The 21,730-nt window shown below is 60.2% G+C and carries 26 protein-coding genes; all 26 read right to left on the minus strand.

The features are described 5' to 3' along the window. Nucleotides 1–3: 3 nt before the first annotated feature. Complete coding sequence (gene rpmD, locus QMX82_RS11325; protein WP_007161233.1) at nt 4–186, minus strand: 50S ribosomal protein L30; 183 nt, start codon at nt 184–186, stop codon at nt 4–6. Nucleotides 187–188: 2 nt separating this feature from the next. Then, nucleotides 189–689, minus strand: coding sequence for a 30S ribosomal protein S5 (gene rpsE / locus QMX82_RS11330; RefSeq protein WP_007161234.1), 501 nt, complete (start codon nt 687–689; stop codon nt 189–191). 3 nt (nt 690–692) lie between these two features. Next, nucleotides 693–1,043 carry a 50S ribosomal protein L18 gene (gene rplR, locus QMX82_RS11335; protein WP_007161235.1) on the minus strand — a complete coding sequence of 117 codons (351 nt, stop codon included), beginning with the start codon at nt 1,041–1,043 and terminating at the stop codon, nt 693–695. Nucleotides 1,044–1,053: 10 nt separating this feature from the next. Continuing rightward, on the minus strand, nt 1,054–1,587 hold the full coding sequence (gene rplF, locus QMX82_RS11340; RefSeq protein ID WP_208693030.1) for a 50S ribosomal protein L6: 534 nt from the start codon (nt 1,585–1,587) through the stop codon (nt 1,054–1,056). A gap of 11 nt (nt 1,588–1,598) precedes the next feature. Continuing rightward, the gene (rpsH, locus tag QMX82_RS11345) at nt 1,599–1,991 is read right to left on the minus strand and encodes a 30S ribosomal protein S8 (protein ID WP_017640285.1); all 393 of its coding nucleotides are present in this window, start codon (nt 1,989–1,991) and stop codon (nt 1,599–1,601) included. A gap of 162 nt (nt 1,992–2,153) precedes the next feature. Continuing rightward, nucleotides 2,154–2,459 (minus strand): 30S ribosomal protein S14, encoded by a 306-nt coding sequence (gene rpsN / locus QMX82_RS11350; protein WP_017640284.1) that lies wholly within the window; start codon nt 2,457–2,459, stop codon nt 2,154–2,156. Between the two features lie 13 nt (nt 2,460–2,472). Continuing rightward, nucleotides 2,473–3,012, minus strand: a complete 540-nt coding sequence (gene rplE, locus QMX82_RS11355; RefSeq protein ID WP_208693031.1) for a 50S ribosomal protein L5 — start codon at nt 3,010–3,012, stop codon at nt 2,473–2,475. Nucleotides 3,013–3,031: 19 nt separating this feature from the next. Then, nucleotides 3,032–3,346, minus strand: coding sequence for a 50S ribosomal protein L24 (gene rplX, locus QMX82_RS11360; protein WP_017640283.1), 315 nt, complete (start codon nt 3,344–3,346; stop codon nt 3,032–3,034). A 12-nt stretch (nt 3,347–3,358) separates the two neighbouring features. Next, nucleotides 3,359–3,727, minus strand: coding sequence for a 50S ribosomal protein L14 (rplN, locus tag QMX82_RS11365; RefSeq protein WP_007161241.1), 369 nt, complete (start codon nt 3,725–3,727; stop codon nt 3,359–3,361). A 12-nt stretch (nt 3,728–3,739) separates the two neighbouring features. Next, entirely contained in the window at nt 3,740–4,006 is a 267-nt protein-coding gene (gene rpsQ / locus QMX82_RS11370) for a 30S ribosomal protein S17 (RefSeq protein WP_007161242.1), read from the minus strand. Nucleotides 4,007–4,008: 2 nt separating this feature from the next. Next, nucleotides 4,009–4,200 carry a 50S ribosomal protein L29 gene (gene rpmC, locus QMX82_RS11375; protein WP_007161243.1) on the minus strand — a complete coding sequence of 64 codons (192 nt, stop codon included), beginning with the start codon at nt 4,198–4,200 and terminating at the stop codon, nt 4,009–4,011. Then, nucleotides 4,200–4,613, minus strand: coding sequence for a 50S ribosomal protein L16 (rplP, locus tag QMX82_RS11380; RefSeq protein ID WP_017640282.1), 414 nt, complete (start codon nt 4,611–4,613; stop codon nt 4,200–4,202). Before rplP ends, rpmC begins: the two co-directional genes overlap by 1 nt. Nucleotides 4,614–4,625: 12 nt before the next feature. Continuing rightward, the gene (gene rpsC, locus QMX82_RS11385; protein ID WP_007161245.1) at nt 4,626–5,315 is read right to left on the minus strand and encodes a 30S ribosomal protein S3; all 690 of its coding nucleotides are present in this window, start codon (nt 5,313–5,315) and stop codon (nt 4,626–4,628) included. A gap of 13 nt (nt 5,316–5,328) precedes the next feature. Then, nucleotides 5,329–5,661 (minus strand): 50S ribosomal protein L22, encoded by a 333-nt coding sequence (gene rplV, locus QMX82_RS11390; RefSeq protein ID WP_007161246.1) that lies wholly within the window; start codon nt 5,659–5,661, stop codon nt 5,329–5,331. A gap of 12 nt (nt 5,662–5,673) precedes the next feature. Further along, a complete protein-coding gene (gene rpsS / locus QMX82_RS11395; protein ID WP_007161247.1) occupies nt 5,674–5,949 on the minus strand; it encodes a 30S ribosomal protein S19 in 276 nt (91 codons plus the stop codon). 18 nt (nt 5,950–5,967) lie between these two features. Further along, nucleotides 5,968–6,789 carry a 50S ribosomal protein L2 gene (gene rplB, locus QMX82_RS11400; protein ID WP_007161248.1) on the minus strand — a complete coding sequence of 274 codons (822 nt, stop codon included), beginning with the start codon at nt 6,787–6,789 and terminating at the stop codon, nt 5,968–5,970. A gap of 12 nt (nt 6,790–6,801) precedes the next feature. Beyond that, nucleotides 6,802–7,101 (minus strand): 50S ribosomal protein L23, encoded by a 300-nt coding sequence (rplW, locus tag QMX82_RS11405; protein ID WP_007161249.1) that lies wholly within the window; start codon nt 7,099–7,101, stop codon nt 6,802–6,804. Continuing rightward, on the minus strand, nt 7,098–7,700 hold the full coding sequence (rplD, locus tag QMX82_RS11410; protein ID WP_017640279.1) for a 50S ribosomal protein L4: 603 nt from the start codon (nt 7,698–7,700) through the stop codon (nt 7,098–7,100). The genes rplW and rplD overlap by 4 nt, the downstream gene beginning before the upstream one ends. Nucleotides 7,701–7,713: 13 nt before the next feature. Then, a complete protein-coding gene (gene rplC, locus QMX82_RS11415; protein ID WP_007161251.1) occupies nt 7,714–8,349 on the minus strand; it encodes a 50S ribosomal protein L3 in 636 nt (211 codons plus the stop codon). Between the two features lie 84 nt (nt 8,350–8,433). Beyond that, complete coding sequence (gene rpsJ / locus QMX82_RS11420; RefSeq protein WP_003243886.1) at nt 8,434–8,745, minus strand: 30S ribosomal protein S10; 312 nt, start codon at nt 8,743–8,745, stop codon at nt 8,434–8,436. 171 nt (nt 8,746–8,916) lie between these two features. After that, nucleotides 8,917–10,110: an elongation factor Tu gene (gene tuf, locus QMX82_RS11425; protein WP_133860552.1), complete on the minus strand. Its 1,194-nt coding sequence runs from the start codon at nt 10,108–10,110 to the stop codon at nt 8,917–8,919. A 28-nt stretch (nt 10,111–10,138) separates the two neighbouring features. Next, nucleotides 10,139–12,241, minus strand: coding sequence for an elongation factor G (fusA, locus tag QMX82_RS11430; RefSeq protein ID WP_133860558.1), 2,103 nt, complete (start codon nt 12,239–12,241; stop codon nt 10,139–10,141). Nucleotides 12,242–12,271: 30 nt separating this feature from the next. Continuing rightward, nucleotides 12,272–12,745, minus strand: coding sequence for a 30S ribosomal protein S7 (gene rpsG, locus QMX82_RS11435; RefSeq protein WP_282283512.1), 474 nt, complete (start codon nt 12,743–12,745; stop codon nt 12,272–12,274). An 86-nt stretch (nt 12,746–12,831) separates the two neighbouring features. Beyond that, complete coding sequence (gene rpsL, locus QMX82_RS11440; RefSeq protein ID WP_007163089.1) at nt 12,832–13,203, minus strand: 30S ribosomal protein S12; 372 nt, start codon at nt 13,201–13,203, stop codon at nt 12,832–12,834. 165 nt (nt 13,204–13,368) lie between these two features. Next, complete coding sequence (gene rpoC / locus QMX82_RS11445; protein ID WP_133860557.1) at nt 13,369–17,568, minus strand: DNA-directed RNA polymerase subunit beta'; 4,200 nt, start codon at nt 17,566–17,568, stop codon at nt 13,369–13,371. A 62-nt stretch (nt 17,569–17,630) separates the two neighbouring features. Continuing rightward, nucleotides 17,631–21,704: a DNA-directed RNA polymerase subunit beta gene (gene rpoB / locus QMX82_RS11450; RefSeq protein WP_282283521.1), complete on the minus strand. Its 4,074-nt coding sequence runs from the start codon at nt 21,702–21,704 to the stop codon at nt 17,631–17,633. Nucleotides 21,705–21,730 lie beyond the last annotated feature (26 nt).

Consider the following 21,730-nt stretch of genomic DNA (forward strand, 5'->3'; position numbering starts at 1 on the left):
GACTTAACCCTCCACACGCAGAAGGTAGTAGGCCTTGTTGATCATGCCGCGATTTTCAGGGGTGTCCTGAACTTCGACGGTGTGACCGATGCGACGCAGGCCGAGACCCTTGACGCAAGCCTTGTGATTGGCCAGACGGCCATGGACGCTCTTGATCAGCGTGACCTTGACGGTTGCATTAGCCATGATCAGAGAATCTCCTCGACGCTCTTGCCACGCTTGGCGGCAACAGCTTCCGGCGCCTGCATGTGCTTGAGACCTTCAAAGGTCGCGTACACAACGTTTACCGGGTTGGTGGAGCCGTAGCACTTGGCCAGGACGTTCTGCACACCAGCAACTTCCAGGACGGCGCGCATGGCACCACCAGCGATGATGCCGGTACCGTCGGAAGCGGGCTGCATGTACACCTTGGAGGCGCCATGGGCGGCCTTGACCGGGTACTGCAGGGTGGTGCCGTTCAGATCCACCTGGATCATGTTGCGGCGAGCAGCTTCCATAGCCTTCTGGATGGCGGCAGGCACTTCACGGGCCTTGCCACGGCCGAAGCCAACGCGGCCTTTGCCATCGCCAACCACGGTCAGAGCGGTGAAGGCGAAGATACGGCCGCCTTTCACGGTTTTGGCTACGCGGTTAACTTGAACCAGCTTCTCGATATAGCCTTCGTCGCGCTTTTGATCGTTATTTGCCATGACTTAGAACTCCAGCCCGCCTTCACGAGCAGCGTCGGCCAGCGCTTTGACGCGACCATGGTACTTGAAGCCAGAACGATCAAAGGCCACCTGGGTAACGCCAGCGGCCTTGGCACGCTCGGCGACCAGCAGACCAACTTTCTTGGCCGCCTCGACGTTGCTGGTAGCGCTTTCGCGCAGTTCTTTGTCCAGCGTAGAAGCGCTGGCCAGGACCTTGCTGCCGTCGGCCGCGATGACCTGAGCATAGATGTGCTGGGAAGAGCGGTACACGCACAGACGGACCACTTCCAGTTCGCGCATCTTCAGGCGAGCCTTGCGAGCGCGACGCAGTCGGGTTTCTTTCTTGACGGTCATTTGCTATGCCCTACTTTTTCTTGGCTTCTTTACGGTGGACGACTTCGTCGGCATACCGTACACCCTTGCCCTTGTAAGGCTCCGGCGGACGGAAACCACGAATCTCAGCCGCAACCTGGCCGACCAGCTGCTTGTCGATACCCTTGATCAGGATCTCGGTCTGGTTGGGGGTTTCTGCGGTGATGCCTTGCGGCAGCTCGTAGTCCACGGGGTGAGAGAAGCCCAGAGCGAGGTTCAGCACCTGACCTTTGGACTGGGCCTTGTAGCCCACACCGACCAGTTGCAGCTTGCGCTCGAAGCCCTGGCTAACGCCGACCACCATGTTGTTGACCAGGGCACGGGTAGTGCCGGCCATCGCACGGGTCTGCTGATCGCCATTGCGAGCAGCGAAACGCAGCTCACCGGACTCTTGGGTGACTTCAACGGACGGATGGACCTTCAGTTCCAGAGCGCCCTTGGCACCCTTGATCGAAAGGGCCTGACCGGCCAGATTAACTTCGACGCCTGCAGGCAGTCTTACCGGGTTTTTAGCAACGCGAGACATGCTGATTCCCCTTAGAAGACTGTGCAGAGCACTTCGCCGCCAACACCAGCAGCACGGGCCGCGCGATCAGTCATCACACCTTTGTTGGTGGAAACGATCGACACGCCCAGACCGCCACGCACTTTCGGCAGCTGGTCAACGGCTTTGTACTGGCGCAGACCGGGACGGCTGCTACGCTTCAGCTCTTCGATGACAGGCTTGCCTTCGAAGTACTTCAGCTCGATGGACAGCGACGGCTTGGATTCCGCGCTGACCTGAAAATCCGCGATGTAACCTTCGTCCTTGAGGACTTTGGCAACGGCAGCCTTCAGCTTGGAAGAAGGCATGCTCACAACGGCCTTTTCAGCCATCTGGGCATTACGGATACGAGTTAGCATGTCTGCTAACGGGTCCTGCATACTCATGGGCTATTAGCTCCTAATACAGAAATTGAGCCTACCGGCTCTCAAAATCACCCCTCGGCAATAGGCCGATTCGGGCGAGCCGAGCATTCTAGAGACCAGCCTGAAACGAATCAAGCCCCAAAAGGGGCTTGATTCAATTACCGCGATGAAAGGCGCTAGCTGTTACCAGCTGGCCTTCACCAGGCCGGGCACGTCACCGCGCATGGCTGCTTCACGCAGCTTGATGCGGGACAGACCGAACTTGCGGTACACGCCGTGCGGACGACCGGTCAGGCGGCAGCGGTTACGCATGCGGCTGGCGCTGGCGTCACGGGGCTGCTTCTGCAGGGCGACCTGGGCATTCCAACGGTCCTCGGGGGAGGCGTTGACATTACCGATGGTCGCCTTCAGCTCGGCGCGCTTCTTGGCGTACTTGGCAACCGTCTGCTGACGCTTCAGCTCGCGGTTAATCATGCTTTGCTTAGCCATCTGAAGACCTCAATCAGTTACGGAACGGGAAGTTGAACGCGCGCAGCAGCGCACGGCCTTCCTCGTCGCTACGAGCGGTGGTGGTCAGGGTGATGTCCATACCACGCAGCGCATCGATCTTGTCGTAATCGATCTCCGGGAAGATGATCTGCTCTTTCACGCCCATGCTGTAGTTGCCACGACCATCGAAGGACTTGGCATTCAGGCCGCGGAAGTCACGCACGCGCGGCAGGGAGATGGACAGCAGACGATCCAGGAATTCATACATGCGATCGCTACGCAGGGTCACCTTGACGCCAATCGGCCAGCCTTCGCGAATCTTGAAGCCAGCAATGGAGTTGCGGGCATAAGTCACGACCGGCTTTTGACCAGCGATCTTTTCCAGGTCAGCTACAGCGTTGTCGATGATCTTCTTGTCACCGACTGCTTCGCCCAGACCCATGTTCAAGGTGATCTTGGTGATGCGCGGAACTTCCATCACGTTACCCAGCTGAAGCTGCTCTTTCAGCTTGGGCGCGATTTCCTTCCGATAAATCTCTTTCAATCGAGCCATGGTGATCTACCTAGCAGCTTCAGGCCTGGACCGCTTTTTGGGTCGACTTGAAGATACGAATCTTCTTGCCGTCTTCGACTTTGAAACCAACGCGGTCAGCCTTGTTGGTCTCGGAGTTGAAAATGGCAACGTTGGAGACATGCAGAGGGGCTTCTTTCTCTACGATGCCACCCTGAACACCCAGCATGGGGTTGGGCTTGGTATGGCGCTTGATCAGGTTGACCCCACCAACGACCAGACGGTCATCGGCGAGCACCTTCAGCACCTTGCCACGCTTGCCCTTGTCCTTGCCGGCAATGACGATTACCTCGTCGTCACGACGAATTTTTTGCATGTCGGCTACTCCTTACAGCACTTCGGGGGCAAGGGAGACGATCTTCATGAACTTCTCGGAGCGAAGTTCACGGGTCACCGGCCCAAAGATACGGGTGCCAATCGGCTCTTGCTTGTTGTTCAGCAGAACCGCGGCGTTGCCGTCGAAGCGGATGATGGAACCGTCGGTGCGGCGGACGCCGTGCTTGGTACGCACGACGACAGCAGTCATCACCTGACCTTTCTTCACCTTGCCGCGCGGAATTGCTTCCTTGACGGTGACTTTGATGATGTCGCCAATGCCGGCGTAACGACGGTGGGAACCGCCGAGCACCTTGATGCACATCACGCGACGAGCGCCGCTGTTGTCGGCGACGTCAAGCATGGATTGAGTCTGGATCATGGCTCTCTACCCTTATACCTGAACGGCGCGCTCGACGACGTCAACCAGGGTCCACGCCTTGGTCTTGGCCAGCGGGCGGGTTTCGCGAATGGTGACCAGGTCACCAATGCGGCACTGATTGGTTTCGTCGTGAGCGTGCAGCTTGGTGGAACGCTTCACGTATTTGCCGTAGATCGGGTGCTTTACGCGACGCTCGATCAGTACGGTGACGGTTTTGTCCATCTTGTCGCTGACCACTCGGCCGGTCAGCGTACGGACAGTTTTTTCAGCTTCAGCCATGATCACTTACCTGCCTGCTGGTTCAGCACAGTCTTGACGCGAGCGATGTCGCGCTTCACTTGCGAGAGCATGTGAGACTGACCCAACTGGCCAGTTGCCTTCTGCATACGCAGATTGAACTGGTCACGCAGCAGGTTGAGAAGCTGCTCGTTCAGCTCCTCTACGGATTTCTCACGCAAATCTTTCGCTTTCATCACATCACCGTCCGCTTAACAAAGGAGGTTTCGAGCGGAAGCTTGGCAGCGGCCAGGGCAAATGCCTGACGAGCCAGATCCTCGGAAACACCCTCGATCTCGTACAGGACCTTGCCCGGCTGGATCTGGGCTACCCAGTACTCGACACTACCCTTACCTTTACCCATCCGCACTTCGAGAGGCTTCTTGGTAACAGGCTTGTCAGGGAAGACGCGGATCCAGATCTTGCCGCCACGCTTCACGTGACGGGTCAGCGCACGACGTGCGGATTCGATCTGGCGAGCGGTCAGACGGCCACGGCCGACAGCCTTCAGCGCGTACTCGCCGAAGCTGACCTTGCTACCGCGATGAGCCAGACCACGGTTGTGGCCGGTCATCTGCTTGCGGAATTTTGTACGCTTGGGTTGCAGCATGTTGCGTACTCCTTACTTAGCAGCAGCTTTTTTGCGCGGAGCCGGGGCGACGGGCTTGAGTTCTTCCTGGCGGCCACCAATGACCTCACCCTTGAAGATCCAGACCTTCACACCGATCACACCGTAAGTGGTGTGAGCTTCCGCAGTGGCGTAGTCGATATCGGCACGCAGGGTGTGCAGGGGCACACGACCTTCGCGATACCACTCGGTACGGGCGATTTCAGCACCGCCCAGACGACCGCTCACCTGAATCTTGATGCCTTTGGCACCAATGCGGATCGCGTTCTGCACGGCGCGCTTCATGGCACGACGGAACATCACACGACGCTCAAGCTGCTGCGCAACACTCTGCGCAACCAGGGCACCGTCGAGCTCCGGCTTGCGGATCTCTTCGATGTTGATGTGCACAGGCACACCCATTCTTGCGGTCAGGTCCTGACGCAGCTTCTCGACATCCTCACCTTTCTTGCCGATCACGATACCGGGACGGGCGGTGTGGATGGTGATGCGTGCGGTTTGAGCCGGGCGATGAATATCGATACGGCTTACGGACGCGCTTTTTAATTTGTCCTGGAGGTACTCACGAACCTTCAGGTCGGCCAGCAGATAGTCCGCATAAGTGCGCTTATCCGCGTACCAGACCGAAGTGTGCTCCTTGACGATACCCAGGCGAATGCCATTGGGATGTACTTTCTGACCCATCTGATCGACTCCGTTACTTGTCCGCAACCTTGACCGTGATATGGCAAGACCGCTTCACGATGCGATCAGCACGACCTTTGGCACGCGGCATGATGCGCTTGAGCGAACGACCTTCGTTTACGAAGACAGTGGAAACCTTCAGGTCGTCCACGTCGGCGCCTTCATTGTGCTCGGCGTTGGCTACAGCCGACTCCAGCACCTTCTTCATGATTTCAGCGGCTTTCTTGCTGCTGAAAGTCAACAGGTTGAGCGCTTCGCCCACCTTCTTCCCGCGGATCTGGTCGGCGACCAAGCGGGCTTTCTGGGCGGAGATACGAGCGCCCGACAGCTTAGCGGCTACTTCCATCTTCCTTACCCCTTAACGCTTGGCTTTCTTGTCAGCCGCATGACCGCGATAGGTGCGGGTAGCAGCGAACTCGCCGAGTTTGTGGCCGACCATGTCTTCGTTCACCAGAACGGGGACATGTTGACGACCGTTGTGCACAGCGATGGTCAGACCGACCATCTGCGGCAGGATCATCGAACGACGCGACCAAGTCTTGATCGGTTTGCGTTCGTTCTTTTCCACCGCGACTTCGATCTTCTTCAACAGGTGAAGATCGATAAAAGGACCTTTCTTCAGAGAACGGGGCACAGTCGAATCCTCTACTGATTACTTGCCGCGACGGACAATCATCTTGTCGGTACGCTTGTTGGAGCGCGTCTTGAGACCCTTGGTCTTGACGCCCCACGGCGAAACCGGATGACGGCCACCGGAAGTACGACCTTCACCACCACCGTGCGGGTGATCGACCGGGTTCATGGCGACACCACGAACGGTCGGACGCACGCCACGCCAGCGGGTGGCTCCAGCCTTACCCAGCGAACGCAGGCTGTGCTCACCATTGGACACTTCGCCCAGGGTGGCACGGCACTCGGACAGCACCTTGCGCATTTCACCGCTGCGCAGACGCACGGTGACGTAGGCGCCTTCACGGGCGACCAGCTGTGCGGAGGTACCCGCGGAGCGAGCGATCTGAGCGCCTTTGCCAGGCTTCAGCTCGATACCGTGGATGGTGCTACCGACCGGCACGTTACGCAGCGGCAGGTTGTTGCCAGCCTTGATGGGCGCGCCAGCGCCGGACAGCAGTTGGTCACCGGCAGCAACGCCCTTGGGGGCGATGATGTAGCGACGCTCGCCATCGGCGTACTTCAGCAGAGCGATGTGCGCAGTACGGTTCGGATCGTATTCGATACGCTCAACGACGGCAGGGATGCCATCCTTGTTGCGACGGAAATCGACCAGACGATAGTGCTGCTTGTGACCACCGCCGATGTGGCGAGTGGTGATACGACCATTGTTGTTACGGCCGCCGGACTTGCTCTTCTTCTCCAGCAAAGGAGCGTAAGGCGCGCCTTTGTGCAGATCGGAGTTGACCACCTTGACCACAAAGCGGCGGCCAGCGGAGGTCGGCTTGCATTTTACGATTGCCATGATGCCCCCTGATTACTCGGCGCTGCTGGAAAAGTCGAGATCCTGGCCCGGCTGGAGCGCGATGTACGCTTTTTTCCAGTCGTTACGCTTGCCCAGACCACGCGCGGTACGCTTGGTCTTGCCCTGAACGTTCAGGGTGCTGACGCTGCGAACCTTGACCTCGAACAGCTGCTCGACGGCCTTCTTGATTTCCAGTTTGGTTGCATCGGTGGCAACCTTGAATACGAACTGCTTCTGGCTGTCCGCCAGCATGGTGGCCTTCTCGGAGATGTGCGGGCCAAGCAGCACTTTGAATACGCGTTCCTGGTTCATGCCAGCAGCTCCTCGAATTTCTTCACGGCGGACACAGTGACCAGCACCTTGTCGTAGGCGATCAGGCTGACCGGGTCGGAACCCTGGACATCACGCACGTCGACGAAAGGCAGGTTGCGGGCGGCCAGATACAGATTCTGGTCGACAGCGTCGGTCACGATCAGCACGTCGCTCAGGCCCAGGCCGTCCAGCTTGCTGACCAGGGTCTTGGTCTTGGGCGCGTCGACGGCGAAGTCGTCAACCACGACCAGACGATCCAGACGGACCAGCTCGGCGAGGATGGAGCGCAGCGCAGCGCGGTACATCTTCTTGTTCAGCTTCTGGCTGTGATCCTGGGGCTTGGCTGCGAAAGCCACGCCACCGGAGCGCCAGATGGGGCTGCGGATGGTACCGGCACGGGCACGACCGCTGCCCTTCTGACGCCAGGGCTTCTTGCCGCCACCACGGACTTCGGAACGGGTCTTCTGGGCACGGGTGCCCTGACGACCGCCAGCCATGTAGGCGACGACTGCCTGGTGAACCAGGGTCTCGTTGAATTCACCGCCGAAGGTGTGCTCAGAGACTTCGATAGCTTGAGAGCCATTCACATTGAGTTGCATGTTCTCTCTCCTCTCAACCACGGGCCTTGACAGCGGGACGTACGATCACGTCACCACCCGGCGCGCCGGGGACGGCACCCTTGACCAGCAGCAGGTTGCGCTCGGCGTCTACACGCACGACTTCCAGCGACTGAACGGTTACACGCTCCGCACCCAGGTGACCGGACATTTTCTTGCCCTTGAACACTCGACCAGGAGTCTGGCACTGGCCGATGGAACCAGGTGCACGGTGGGAAACGGAGTTACCGTGGGTATTGTCCTGACCACGGAAGTTCCAGCGCTTGATGGTACCGGCGTAGCCCTTACCTTTGGACTGACCCGTGACATCAACCATCTGACCGGCTTCGAACAGGGCTACGGTGACTTCGTCACCTGCCTTGTACTCACCGTCTTCCAGGCGGAATTCGAGGACGCTACGACCAGCAGCAACGCTGGCCTTGGCGAAGTGACCGGCTTGCGCCTTGGTCACGCGGGAAGCACGACGCTCGCCCACAGTTACCTGAATGGCGCGATAGCCATCGGTTTCTTCGCTCTTGAATTGGGTTACGCGATTCGGCTCGATCTCAATGACCGTAACCGGAACGGAAACGCCTTCTTCGGTGAAAACGCGGGTCATACCGCATTTACGACCGACTAAACCAATCGTCATGTTGAGAACCTCTTGAGTGTACGGGGCTTTCACCCGCTATGGCCGCCCATTTCAGAGCGTTACACGACTGAAACCTTGACGGTCTCAGCCGAGGCTGATTTGCACTTCAACGCCAGCGGCGAGATCGAGCTTCATCAGCGCATCGACGGTCTTGTCGGTGGGCTGAACGATGTCGAGCACACGCTTGTGGGTACGAATTTCGTACTGGTCACGAGCGTCCTTGTTGACGTGCGGAGAAATCAGCACTGTGTAACGTTCCTTGCGGGTAGGCAGAGGAATCGGACCACGCACCTGAGCACCAGTACGTTTCGCAGTTTCTACGATTTCCTGGGTGGATTGATCGATCAGGCGATGATCAAAAGCCTTCAACCGAATACGGATTTGTTGATTTTGCATTTGACCTCAGACTCCAAGCTTTCCTCTCGGACAAAAAGGTGCCCGATTAAAGGAGGCGCAATTCTAAGGATGTCGCCAGCGCCTGTCAAGAACGCCTCTTTTGCCATCTGTCAATTTCACGAGGTAAGAAAAAAGGCCCCGAAGGGCCTTTTTTCGTTTCAGATCAATCGATTACTCGATGATCTTGGCAACCACGCCGGCGCCGACGGTACGACCGCCTTCACGGATGGCGAAACGCAGACCGTCTTCCATCGCGATCGGAGCGATCAGGGTGACAACCATCTTGATGTTGTCGCCCGGCATCACCATCTCGACGCCTTCCGGCAGCTCGCAGTTACCGGTCACGTCGGTGGTGCGGAAGTAGAACTGCGGACGGTAGCCCTTGAAGAACGGGGTATGACGACCGCCTTCTTCCTTGGACAGCACGTACACTTCGCACTCGAACTTGGTGTGCGGCTTGATGGTGTTCGGCTTGGCCAGAACCTGGCCACGCTCCACGTCCTCACGCTTGGTGCCACGCAGCAGCACGCCGACGTTTTCGCCAGCACGACCTTCGTCCAGCAGCTTGCGGAACATTTCAACGCCGGTGCAGGTAGTCTTGACGGTGGCCTTGATGCCCACGATCTCGACTTCTTCCTGGATGCGGACGATGCCACGCTCGACACGACCGGTGACCACGGTGCCGCGACCGGAGATCGAGAACACGTCTTCGATCGGCATCAGGAACGGCTTGTCGATGGCACGCTCGGGCTCGGGGATGTACGAGTCCAGGGTCTCAACCAGCTTGCGCACGGCAGAGGTACCCATTTCGTTGTCGTCGTTACCGTTCAGCGCCATCAGCGCGGAGCCGATCACGATCGGGGTGTCGTCGCCCGGGAAGTCGTAGGTGTTCAGCAGATCGCGAACTTCCATCTCGACCAGTTCCAGCAGCTCGGCGTCGTCAACCATGTCGGCCTTGTTCAGGAACACGACGATGTAGGGAACGCCTACCTGACGGGACAGCAGGATGTGCTCGCGGGTCTGCGGCATGGGGCCGTCAGCAGCCGAGCAAACCAGGATCGCGCCGTCCATCTGGGCAGCACCGGTGATCATGTTCTTCACGTAGTCGGCGTGGCCGGGGCAGTCGACGTGCGCGTAGTGACGGATCGCCGAGTCGTACTCAACGTGGGAGGTGTTGATGGTGATACCGCGAGCCTTTTCTTCCGGCGCGTTGTCGATCTGGTCGAAACCACGAGCGGAACCGCCCCAGGTGTCGGCACAGACTTTGGTCAGCGCAGCGGTCAGAGTGGTCTTGCCATGGTCGACGTGACCGATGGTGCCCACGTTCAGGTGCGGTTTGTTACGTTCGAATTTTTCTTTAGCCACGAGATAAAACCTCTAGTCAAAGCGCTGATTAAGCTTGTTTCTTGATGATGGCTTCGGCGATGTTCGACGGAGCCTCGGCGTACTTGGAGAACTCCATGGAGTAGCTTGCGCGACCCTGAGACATGGAGCGGACATCCGTAGCGTAGCCAAACATCTCGCCCAGCGGAACCTCGGCACGGATGACCTTGCCGGTCACGGTGTCTTCCATACCCTGGATCAGGCCACGACGACGGTTCAAGTCGCCCATGACGTCGCCCATGTAGTCTTCCGGGGTCACGACCTCGACCTTCATGATCGGCTCGAGCAGCACGGCACCACCCTTCTGGGTGAGCTGCTTGGTCGCCATGGAGGCAGCGATCTTGAACGCCATCTCGTTGGAGTCGACGTCGTGGTAGGAACCGTCGAACACAGCGGCCTTCAGGCCGAGCAGCGGATAGCCGGCAACGATGCCGTTCTTCATCTGCTCTTCGATGCCCTTCTGGATCGCCGGGATGTATTCCTTAGGAATCACACCACCTACGACTTCGCTGACGAACTCCAGACCTTCCTGACCTTCGTCGGCCGGTGCGAAGCGAATCCAGCAGTGACCGAACTGGCCACGACCACCCGACTGGCGAACGAACTTGCCTTCGATCTCGCAGGTGTTGCGGATGGTTTCGCGGTAGGCAACCTGAGGCTTACCGATGTTCGCTTCCACGCCGAATTCGCGCTTCATGCGGTCCACCAGGATGTCCAGGTGCAGCTCGCCCATGCCGGAGATGATGGTCTGACCGGACTCTTCGTCGGTCTTGACGCGGAACGAGGGATCTTCCTGAGCCAGCTTGCCCAGTGCGATACCCATCTTCTCCTGGTCGGCCTTGGTCTTCGGCTCGACGGCGACCGAAATCACCGGCTCCGGGAAGTCCATGCGCTCGAGGATGATCGGCTTCTCGATCGAGCACAGGGTGTCACCGGTGGTGACGTCCTTCATGCCGATCAGGGCGGCGATGTCGCCAGCACGAACTTCCTTGATCTCTTCACGGGTGTTGGCGTGCATCTGCACCATACGGCCGACGCGCTCCTTCTTGCCCTTCACAGAGTTGATGACGGAGTCACCGGAGCTCAGTACACCCGAGTAGACGCGGGCGAAGGTCAAGGTACCCACGAAGGGGTCGGTAGCGATCTTGAACGCCAGAGCCGAGAAGGGCTCGTTATCGTCCGCGTGACGCTCGTCGTGGATTTCCTCGTTGTCCGGGTTGGTACCCTTGATCGCGGGAATCTCGACCGGCGCCGGCAGGAAGTCGATCACGGCGTCCAGAACCAGGGGCACGCCCTTGTTCTTGAAGGACGAACCGCAGACGGCCGGGACGATTTCGCAGGCGATGGTACGCTGACGCAGGCCGGCCTTGATCTCGTCGATCGACAGCTCGCCGCCTTCCAGGTACTTGTTCATCAGCTCTTCGTTGGCTTCGGCCGCAGCCTCGACCATGTTGGAGCGCCACTGCTCGGCATCGGCCAGCATGTCCGCGGGAATGTCTTCCTCGCGGTAGGTCATGCCCTGGTCGTCATCGTTCCAGAAGATGGCCTTCATCTTCAGCAGGTCGATCTGGCCCAGGAAGTTCTCTTCCGCGCCGATGGCCAGCTGAACCGGGACCGGAGTATGGCCCAGGCGCTTCTTGATCTGCTCGACGACGCGCAGGAAGTTGGCACCGGCACGGTCCATCTTGTTGACGTAGACGATGCGCGGGACGCCGTACTTGTTGGCCTGACGCCAGACGGTTTCGGACTGGGGCTCGACACCGGAGGTACCGCAGAACACCACGACCGCACCATCCAGCACGCGCAGGGAACGCTCCACCTCAATGGTGAAGTCCACGTGGCCGGGGGTGTCGATGATGTTTACGCGGTACTTGTCGTACTGCTTGGTCGAACCGGACCAGAACGCGGTGGTGGCAGCGGAGGTGATGGTGATACCACGCTCCTGCTCCTGCACCATCCAGTCCATGGTCGCAGCGCCGTCGTGAACCTCACCCATTTTGTGGTTCACGCCGGTGTAGAACAGAATCCGCTCGGTGGTAGTCGTCTTACCTGCGTCCACGTGGGCGCAGATACCGATGTTCCGATAGCGGTTAATAGCGGTTGTACGAGCCATAAGGTCCTCGCTTGATTGGAAGCGCTAGGCTTAGAAGCGGTAGTGCGAGAAGGCCTTGTTGGCTTCTGCCATGCGATGCACGTCTTCGCGCTTCTTGACTGCGGCACCCTTGCCTTCAAAAGCGTCCATGAGTTCACCCGCCAGGCGCAGAGCCATGGACTTCTCGCCACGCTTGCGCGCGGAGTCCACCAGCCAGCGCATGGCCAGGGCATTACGACGGGAAGGACGAACCTCAACCGGCACCTGGTAGGTAGCACCGCCGACACGGCGGGACTTCACTTCGACCAGCGGAGCGATGGCGTCGAGCGCTTTTTCGAAAACTTCCAGGGGTTCGGCATTCTTGGAACGCTCTTTGACCTTGTCCAGAGCACCATAAACGATACGCTCGGCAACGGCTTTCTTGCCGCTCTCCATCACGTGGCTCATGAACTTGGCCAGGATCTGGCTTCCGTATTTCGGATCGTCAAGTATTTCGCGCTTGGCCGCTACACGACGTCTTGGCATTGATAAGCCCTCAAAACGGTCTTCAGGTTAGCTCGGGACTCGTTGCCCGACCTTACTCTTATCGACTCGAACAAAAAGAAAGGTGATTACTTCGGACGCTTGGTGCCGTACTTGGAACGGCCCTGCTTGCGGTCCTTCACACCAGTGGTGTCCAGCGAGCCGCGCACGGTGTGATAACGCACACCCGGCAGATCCTTGACCCGGCCACCGCGGATCAGCACGACGCTGTGTTCCTGCAGGTTGTGACCTTCACCGCCGATGTAGGAGGTGACTTCGAAGCCGTTGGTCAGACGTACACGGCAGACCTTCCGCAGTGCGGAGTTGGGCTTCTTGGGAGTGGTGGTGTACACGCGGGTGCACACGCCACGACGTTGCGGGCAGTTTTGCAGCGCAGGCACGTCGGATTTCTCGACGATACGCTTGCGTGCACTACGCACCAGCTGGTTGATAGTTGCCATCTATAGCTCCACTGATTGTCTTGCGACATAAACGAAATAGCAGAACGTCAGTCCTGCCCATTTTCGGGGAACGAAAGTCTAAAGAGCTTGGGCGCCCCAGTCAAGACAAAGCCCCCGGACGCCTGGGGCGCCGGGGGCTTTGTCAAGCGAGACCTGCTACCGAACTCAGCTGGCGCTGGAGTTCAGCGCTTCGGTCAGGGCGGCTTCGGCCTCGCTGGCGCTCACGCGCTGCGGCTTGCCGAGTTCGCGCTGACGCTTGCGCTCGCTGTGGTAGGCCAGACCGGTACCAGCCGGGATCAGACGGCCCACCACCACGTTTTCCTTCAGGCCGCGCAGGAAGTCGCGCTTGCCGGTCACGGCGGCTTCGGTCAGGACACGAGTGGTCTCCTGGAAGGAAGCGGCCGAGATGAAGGACTCGGTGGACAGCGAAGCCTTGGTGATACCCAGCAGGACGCGCTCGTACTTGGCGACGAAACGATCATTGCCGACCAGCTGCTCGTTCTCTTCCAGGACGTGGGTCAGTTCGACCTGATCGCCCTTGATGAAGCTCGAATCGCCGGTGTCACTCACTTCGACCTTGCGCAGCATCTGCCGCAGGATGGTCTCGATGTGCTTGTCGTTGATCTTCACGCCCTGCAGACGGTACACGTCCTGGATCTCGTTGACGATGTACTTGGCCAGCGCGCTGACACCCAGCAGACGCAGGATATCGTGCGGGTTGCTCGGACCGTCGGAGATGACTTCGCCGCGGCTTACCTGTTCGCCTTCGAAGACGTTCAGGTGGCGCCACTTCGGAATCAGCTCCTCGTAGGGATCGGTGCCATCGGTCGGGGTGATGACCAGACGACGCTTGCCCTTGGTTTCCTTGCCGAAGGAGATTGTACCGCTAATCTCCGCCAGGATTGCCGGCTCCTTGGGACGACGCGCTTCGAAGAGGTCGGCCACGCGGGGCAGACCACCGGTGATGTCGCGGGTCTTGGAGGTTTCCTGGGGGATACGGGCGATAACGTCACCCACATGCACCTTGGCACCATCGCTCAGGTTGACCAGCGCGTTCGGCGGCAGGAAGTACTGGGCCGGTACGTCGGTACCCGGCAGCAGCAGGTCCTTGCCGTTGGCGTCGATCAGCTTAACTGCCGGACGGATGTCCTTGCCGGACGTCGGGCGATCCTTGGCGTCGAGCACCTCGATGTTGGTCAGACCGGTCAGTTCGTCGGTCTGGCGCTTGATGGTGATGCCCTCCTCCATGCCGACGAAGGCCACGGTACCGTCCATCTCGGTGACGATCGGGTGGGTGTGCGGATCCCACTTGGCGACGATGGCGCCAGCATCGACCTTGTCGCCTTCCTTGACCGAAATCACCGCACCGTAGGGCAGCTTGTAGCGCTCGCGCTCACGACCGAAGTCGTCGGCGATGGCCAGCTCACCGGAACGGGACACGGCAACCAGGGCGCCATCGGCACGTTCGACGTGCTTCAGGTTGTGCAGACGGATGGCACCGCCATTCTTGACCTGGACGCTGTCGGCCGCGGAGGTCCGGCTGGCCGCACCACCGATGTGGAAGGTACGCATGGTCAGCTGGGTACCCGGCTCACCGATGGACTGGGCGGCGATGACGCCGACCGCTTCACCAATGTTGACCTGGTGACCGCGAGCCAGATCGCGACCGTAGCACTTGGCGCAGATGCCATGACGGGTTTCGCAGGTGATCGGCGAACGTACCACGACTTCGTCGACGCTGTTGAGTTCGAGGAACTCGACCCAGCGTTCGTCGACCAGGGTGCCGGCCGGCACGATGATCTCGTCGGTACCCGGCTTGGGCACGTCACGGGCGATGACTCGACCCAGCACGCGCTCACCCAGGGGCTCGACCACGTCGCCGCCTTCGATGTGCGGGGTCATGATCAGGCCGCGCTCGGTACCGCAGTCGACCTCGGTCACCACCAGGTCCTGGGCCACGTCGACGAGACGACGGGTCAGGTAACCGGAGTTCGCGGTCTTCAGTGCGGTATCCGCCAGACCCTTACGGGCGCCGTGAGTGGAGATGAAGTACTGGAGTACGTTCAGGCCTTCACGGAAGTTGGCGGTGATGGGCGTCTCGATGATGGAGCCGTCCGGCTTGGCCATCAGGCCACGCATGCCGGCGAGCTGACGAATCTGGGCCGCGGAACCCCGGGCGCCGGAATCGGCCATCATGTACATGGAGTTGAAGGACTCCTGGTCGACTTCCTTGCCCTCGCGGTCGATGACCTTCTCTTTCGAGAGGTTGGTCATCATCGCCTTGGACACTTCGTCGTTGGCCTTCGACCAGAGGTCGATCACCTTGTTGTACTTCTCGCCCTGGGTTACCAGGCCGGAGGCGTACTGGCTCTCGATCTCCTTCACCTCGGCGGTGGCGGCATCGATGATGCGCGCCTTCTCATCCGGAATGACGAAGTCGTTCACGCCGATGGAGACGCCGGACAGAGTCGAATAGGCGAAACCGGTGTACATCAGCTGGTCGGCAAAGATGACGGTGTCCTTCAGACCCACCACGCGGTAGCAGTGGTTGATCAGCTTGGAGATGGCCTTTTTCTTCATCGACTGGTTGACCACGTCGTACGGCAGACCGGCAGGCACGACCTGGAACAGCAGCGCGCGGCCGACGGTGGTGTCGACGATGCGGGTGTTCTTGGTCAGGCTGCCGTCCTTGTGACGGATGGTCTCGTTGATGCGCACCTTGACCTTGGCATGCAGGGCGGCTTCGCCGGCACGGAAGACGCGATCGACTTCCTGCAGGTCGGCGAACACGCGGCCTTCGCCCTTAGCGTTGATGGCTTCACGGGTCATGTAGTACAGACCCAGCACCACGTCCTGCGACGGCACGATGATCGGCTCGCCGTTGGCGGGCGACAGGATGTTGTTGGTCGACATCATCAGGGCGCGCGCTTCCAGCTGGGCTTCCAGCGTCAGCGGCACGTGCACGGCCATCTGGTCACCGTCGAAGTCGGCGTTGTACGCGGCGCAGACCAGCGGGTGCAGCTGGATAGCCTTGCCTTCGATGAGGACCGGCTCGAACGCCTGGATGCCCAGACGGTGCAGGGTTGGGGCACGGTTAAGCAGCACGGGGTGTTCGCGGATGACTTCGGCGAGAACGTCCCAGACCTCGGGCAGTTCGCGCTCGACCATCTTCTTGGCGGCCTTGATGGTGGTCGCCATGCCGCGGGCTTCCAGCTTGCCGAAGATGAACGGCTTGAACAGTTCCAGCGCCATCTTCTTGGGCAGACCGCACTGGTGCAGACGCAGGGTCGGGCCCACGGTGATCACGGAACGACCGGAGTAGTCGACGCGCTTGCCCAACAGGTTCTGACGGAAACGACCCTGCTTGCCCTTGATCATGTCGGCCAGGGACTTCAGCGGGCGCTTGTTGGAACCGGTGATGGCCCGGCCGCGACGGCCGTTGTCCAGCAGGGCGTCAACGGCTTCCTGCAGCATGCGCTTCTCGTTGCGCACGATGATGTCGGGCGCGGCGAGGTCGAGCAGCCGCTTGAGGCGGTTGTTCCGATTGATGACGCGACGATAGAGATCGTTCAGGTCGGAGGTCGCGAAGCGACCGCCATCCAGCGGTACCAGCGGACGCAGATCCGGCGGCAGCACGGGCAGCACGGTCATGACCATCCACTCCGGCTTGTTGCCGGAGCCCTGGAAGGCTTCCATCAGCTTCAGGCGCTTGGACAGCTTCTTGATCTTGGTCTCGGAGTTGGTCTGCGGAATCTCTTCGCGCAGGCGACCGATCTCGTGCTCCAGATCAATGGCGCCGAGCAGCTGGAATACGGCTTCCGCACCCATGCGGGCGTCGAAGTCGTCACCGAATTCTTCCAGTGCCTCGAAGTACTGCTCGTCGTTCAGCAGCTGGTACTTCTCGAGGGTGGTCATGCCCGGATCGATCACCACGTAGCTCTCGAAATAGAGCACGCGCTCGATGTCACGCAGGGTCATGTCCAGCAGCAGGCCGATACGCGACGGCAGCGACTTCAGGAACCAGATGTGGGCGACGGGCGAAGCCAGCTCGATGTGACCCATGCGCTCGCGGCGCACCTTGGCCAGGGCGACTTCCACGCCGCACTTCTCGCAGATCACGCCACGGTGCTTGAGGCGCTTGTACTTTCCGCACAGGCACTCGTAGTCCTTGACCGGGCCAAAGATCTTGGCGCAGAACAGACCATCGCGCTCGGGCTTGAAGGTACGGTAGTTGATGGTCTCCGGCTTCTTCACTTCACCGAACGACCAGGAACGAATCATCTCGGGCGAGGCCAGACCGATACGGATGGCATCGAACTCCTCGAGTTGACCCTGGTTTTTCAACAGATTGAGCAAGTCTTTCAAGGCCTTTCCTCCTCACGGACCGGAGGTGACCGCCGCGCGGCCACCCCCTCTAGGGTCTCGTGTTATTCGGTTTCCAGTTCGATATCGATGCCGAGCGAGCGGATTTCCTTGATCAGTACGTTGAAGGACTCGGGCATGCCGGCCTCCATGCGGTGATCCCCGTCCACGATGTTCTTGTACATCTTGGTCCGGCCGTTCACATCGTCCGACTTCACCGTCAGCATTTCCTGCAGGGTGTAAGCCGCGCCATAGGCCTCCAGTGCCCAGACCTCCATCTCCCCGAAACGCTGACCACCGAACTGCGCCTTACCACCCAGCGGCTGCTGGGTGACCAGGCTGTAGGAACCGGTGGAACGGGCGTGCATCTTGTCGTCCACCAGGTGGTTCAGCTTGAGCATGTACATGTAGCCGACGGTGGTGGTGCGCTCGAAGGCATTGCCGGTGCGGCCGTCGTACAGACGCATCTGGCCACTCTCCGGCAGATCGGCCAGCTTCAGCATAGCCTTGATCTCGCTCTCCTTGGCACCGTCGAATACCGGCGTCGCCATGGGAACACCGCCACGCAGGTTCTTCGCCAGGTCGAGGACTTCCTTATCGCTCAGGTCGTCGAGCTTCTCCTGACGGCCACCGATCTCGTTGTAGATCTCGTGCAGGAAGCTGCGCAGTTCGGCAACCTTGCGCTGCTCCTCGATCATCACGTTGATCTTCTCGCCCAGGCCCTTGGCTGCGAGGCCCAGGTGGGTTTCGAGGATCTGACCGACGTTCATCCGCGAAGGTACGCCCAGCGGGTTCAGCACGATGTCCACCGGCGTACCGTTGGCGTCGTAGGGCATGTCTTCGACCGGCATGATCACCGAGACCACACCCTTGTTACCGTGACGACCGGCCATCTTGTCGCCCGGCTGGATGCGGCGCTTGATGGCGAGGTAGACCTTGACGATCTTCAGTACGCCCGGCGCCAGGTCATCGCCCTGCTGCAGCTTGCGCTTCTTGTCTTCGAACTTGTCGTCCAGCAGCTGGCGACGGTCGGACAGGTAGGCCTGGGCCTTTTCCAGCTGCTCGTTGTGAGCATCTTCCGCCATGCGCAGCTTGAACCACTGACCGCGCTCGAGGCCGTTCAGGTACTCGTCGGTGATGACGGCACCCTTCTTGACCGCCGGGCCGCCTTCGGCGACCTGACCGACCAGGGCCTGACGCAGACGCTCGAAGGTCGCGCCTTCGACGATGCGGAACTCTTCGTTCAGATCCTTGCGGATCTCGTCGAGCTGGGACTTCTCGATGGCCAGGGCGCGGGAGTCGCGCTCGACGCCGTCACGGGTGAAGACCTGGACGTCGATGACGGTACCCTTGGTGCCGGTAGGCACACGCAGGGAGGTGTCCTTCACGTCGCTGGCCTTTTCGCCGAAGATGGCGCGCAGCAGCTTCTCTTCCGGAGTCAGCTGGGTTTCGCCCTTGGGCGTGACCTTGCCGACCAGGATGTCACCGGCACCGACTTCGGCACCGACGTAGACGATACCGGCCTCATCCAGCTTGTTCAGCGCAGCCTCACCCACGTTCGGGATGTCGGAGGTGATTTCCTCCGGGCCGAGCTTGGTGTCACGAGCCACACAGGTCAGTTCCTGGATGTGGATGGTGGTGAAGCGATCTTCCTGGACCACACGCTCCGACAGACAGATGGAGTCTTCGAAGTTGAAGCCGTTCCAGGGCATGAAGGCCACGCGCATGTTCTGACCCAGTGCCAGCTCGCCCATGTCGGTCGAGGGGCCATCGGCCAGGATGTCGAACTTGGCCACCTGATCACCCCTGCTCACCAGCGGACGCTGGTTGATGCAGGTGTTCTGGTTGGAACGGGTGTACTTGGTCAGGTTGTAGATGTCGACGCCGGCTTCACCGGTCTCGACTTCGTCATCGTTGACGCGCACCACGATACGGCTGGCATCGACGGAGTCGATCACGCCACCCCGACGGGCGACGACGCAGACGCCGGAGTCACGGGCGACATTGCGCTCCATGCCGGTACCGACCAGTGGCTTGTCCGAACGCAGGGTCGGCACGGCCTGACGCTGCATGTTGGAACCCATCAGCGCGCGGTTGGCGTCGTCGTGCTCGAGGAACGGAATCAGCGAGGCGGCGACGGAAACGACCTGCTTGGGCGAAACGTCCATCAGGGTGACGTCTTCGGGCGCCTTGACGGTGAATTCGTTCAGGTGACGCACGGCTACCAGCTCGTCGATCAGCCGGTTGTTCTCGTCCAGTCCTGCGGAGGCCTGGGCGATCACGTGATTGGCTTCTTCGATGGCCGACAGGAAGACGATCTCGTCGGTGGCCACGCCGTCCTTGACCATGCGGTACGGGCTTTCGAGGAAGCCGTACTGATTGGTGCGGGCATAGGCGGCCAGAGAGTTGATCAGGCCGATGTTCGGACCTTCCGGCGTTTCGATCGGGCAGACCCGGCCGTAGTGCGTCGGGTGTACGTCACGAACTTCAAAGCCAGCGCGCTCACGGGTCAGACCGCCCGGGCCGAGTGCGGAGACGCGGCGCTTGTGGGTGATCTCCGACAGCGGATTGTTCTGGTCCATGAACTGGGACAGCTGGCTGGAACCGAAGAATTCCTTGATCGCGGCAGCCACCGGCTTGGCGTTGATCAGGTCCTGCGGCATCAGGCCTTCGCTTTCGGCCATGGACAGGCGTTCCTTGACGGCACGCTCCACCCGCACCAGGCCCACACGGAACTGGTTTTCGGCCATTTCACCGACGCAACGGACACGACGGTTACCCAGGTGGTCGATGTCGTCGACGATGCCCTTGCCGTTACGGATGTCGACCAGGGTCTTGAGCACGTCGACGATGTCTTCGCGACTCAGGACGCCCGAGCCTTCGATGGCGTCGCGACCGATACGGCGGTTGAACTTCATGCGGCCGACAGCGGAAAGGTCGTAACGCTCGGCGCTGAAGAACAGGTTGTTGAACAGGGTCTCGGCAGCTTCCTTGGTTGGCGGCTCGCCAGGACGCATCATCCGGTAGATCTCGACCAGGGCTTCCAGCTGGTTGCCGGTGGAGTCGATCTTCAGGGTATCGGAGATGAACGGACCGCAGTCGATGTCGTTGGTGTACAGCGTCTCGAACTGCACGACATTGGCCTTGGCCATCTTGGCCAGCATGTCCAGGGTCAGTTCGGTGTTGCACTCGGCGATGATCTCGCCGGTGGACGGATGCACGACGGCCTTGGCGGTGGTGCGGCCAATGACGTAATCGAAGGGTACTTCCAGCTCGCTTAGGCCGGATTTTTCCAGCTGGTTGATGTGGCGAGCGGTCACGCGACGGCCCTGCTCCACGATCACCTTGCCGCTGCCATCCTTGATGTCGAAGCTGGCGATGTCGCCGCGCAGGCGCTGGGGCACCAGCTCGAACGTCAGCATCTCACCCTTGATGTGGAAGGTGTTGGTGTCATAGAACGCATCCAGCACCTCTTCGGTGCTGTAGCCGAGCGCACGCAGCAGTACCGAGGCCGGCAGCTTGCGGCGACGGTCGATACGGACGAACACGGCGTCCTTGGGATCGAATTCGAAGTCGAGCCAGGAGCCGCGGTAGGGAATGATGCGTGCCGAGTACAGCAGCTTGCCCGAGCTGTGGGTCTTGCCGCGGTCGTGGTCGAAGAACACGCCCGGGCTGCGGTGCAGCTGGGACACGATGACGCGTTCGGTACCATTGATGATGAAGGTACCGTTCTCGGTCATCAGGGGGATTTCCCCCATGTAGACTTCCTGCTCCTTGATGTCCTTGATCGCCTTGTTCGACGACTCGCGGTCGAAAATGATCAGGCGAACCTTGACGCGCAGCGGGACAGCGAAGGTCACGCCACGCAGGACGCATTCCTTCACATCGAAAGCCGGCTCGCCCAGGCGATAGCCGACGTATTCCAGGGCCGCATTGCCGGAATAGCTGATAATCGGGAAAACGGACTTGAAGGCCGCATGCAGGCCGATATCGCGGAACTGGTCTTTGCCTGCGCCCGCCTGCAGGAATTCGCGGTACGAATCCAGTTGGATAGCCAGCAAATAGGGCACGTCCATGACGTGCGGCAACTTGCTAAAGTCCTTGCGGATACGTTTTTTCTCAGTGTATGAGTAAGCCATCAGCGTTCCCCAGCTTGGTCACCAGC

The organism is Pseudomonas sp. PS02302, assembly GCF_029959585.1.
Classification (GTDB): domain Bacteria; phylum Pseudomonadota; class Gammaproteobacteria; order Pseudomonadales; family Pseudomonadaceae; genus Chryseomonas; species Chryseomonas aestiva.

Bases quoted from the DNA above. Each gene is read 5' to 3' on its own strand.
- rpmD (WP_007161233.1), bottom strand. From the start codon at position 186: ATGGCTAATGCAACCGTCAAGGTCACGCTGATCAAGAGCGTCCATGGC.
- rpsE (WP_007161234.1), bottom strand. From the start codon at position 689: ATGGCAAATAACGATCAAAAGCGCGACGAAGGCTATATCGAGAAGCTG.
- rplR (WP_007161235.1), bottom strand. From the start codon at position 1,043: ATGACCGTCAAGAAAGAAACCCGACTGCGTCGCGCTCGCAAGGCTCGC.
- rplF (WP_208693030.1), bottom strand. From the start codon at position 1,587: ATGTCTCGCGTTGCTAAAAACCCGGTAAGACTGCCTGCAGGCGTCGAA.
- rpsH (WP_017640285.1), bottom strand. From the start codon at position 1,991: ATGAGTATGCAGGACCCGTTAGCAGACATGCTAACTCGTATCCGTAAT.
- rpsN (WP_017640284.1), bottom strand. From the start codon at position 2,459: ATGGCTAAGCAAAGCATGATTAACCGCGAGCTGAAGCGTCAGCAGACG.
- rplE (WP_208693031.1), bottom strand. From the start codon at position 3,012: ATGGCTCGATTGAAAGAGATTTATCGGAAGGAAATCGCGCCCAAGCTG.
- rplX (WP_017640283.1), bottom strand. From the start codon at position 3,346: ATGCAAAAAATTCGTCGTGACGACGAGGTAATCGTCATTGCCGGCAAG.
- rplN (WP_007161241.1), bottom strand. From the start codon at position 3,727: ATGATCCAGACTCAATCCATGCTTGACGTCGCCGACAACAGCGGCGCT.
- rpsQ (WP_007161242.1), bottom strand. From the start codon at position 4,006: ATGGCTGAAGCTGAAAAAACTGTCCGTACGCTGACCGGCCGAGTGGTC.
- rpmC (WP_007161243.1), bottom strand. From the start codon at position 4,200: ATGAAAGCGAAAGATTTGCGTGAGAAATCCGTAGAGGAGCTGAACGAG.
- rplP (WP_017640282.1), bottom strand. From the start codon at position 4,613: ATGCTGCAACCCAAGCGTACAAAATTCCGCAAGCAGATGACCGGCCAC.
- rpsC (WP_007161245.1), bottom strand. From the start codon at position 5,315: ATGGGTCAGAAAGTACATCCCAATGGCATTCGCCTGGGTATCGTCAAG.
- rplV (WP_007161246.1), bottom strand. From the start codon at position 5,661: ATGGAAGTAGCCGCTAAGCTGTCGGGCGCTCGTATCTCCGCCCAGAAA.
- rplB (WP_007161248.1), bottom strand. From the start codon at position 6,789: ATGGCAATCGTAAAATGCAAGCCGACCTCCGCTGGCCGCCGCTTTGTG.
- rplW (WP_007161249.1), bottom strand. From the start codon at position 7,101: ATGAACCAGGAACGCGTATTCAAAGTGCTGCTTGGCCCGCACATCTCC.
- rplD (WP_017640279.1), bottom strand. From the start codon at position 7,700: ATGCAACTCAATGTGAATGGCTCTCAAGCTATCGAAGTCTCTGAGCAC.
- rplC (WP_007161251.1), bottom strand. From the start codon at position 8,349: ATGACGATTGGTTTAGTCGGTCGTAAATGCGGTATGACCCGCGTTTTC.
- rpsJ (WP_003243886.1), bottom strand. From the start codon at position 8,745: ATGCAAAATCAACAAATCCGTATTCGGTTGAAGGCTTTTGATCATCGC.
- fusA (WP_133860558.1), bottom strand. From the start codon at position 12,241: ATGGCTCGTACAACCGCTATTAACCGCTATCGGAACATCGGTATCTGC.
- rpsG (WP_282283512.1), bottom strand. From the start codon at position 12,745: ATGCCAAGACGTCGTGTAGCGGCCAAGCGCGAAATACTTGACGATCCG.
- rpsL (WP_007163089.1), bottom strand. From the start codon at position 13,203: ATGGCAACTATCAACCAGCTGGTGCGTAGTGCACGCAAGCGTATCGTC.
- rpoB (WP_282283521.1), bottom strand. From the start codon at position 21,704: ATGGCTTACTCATACACTGAGAAAAAACGTATCCGCAAGGACTTTAGC.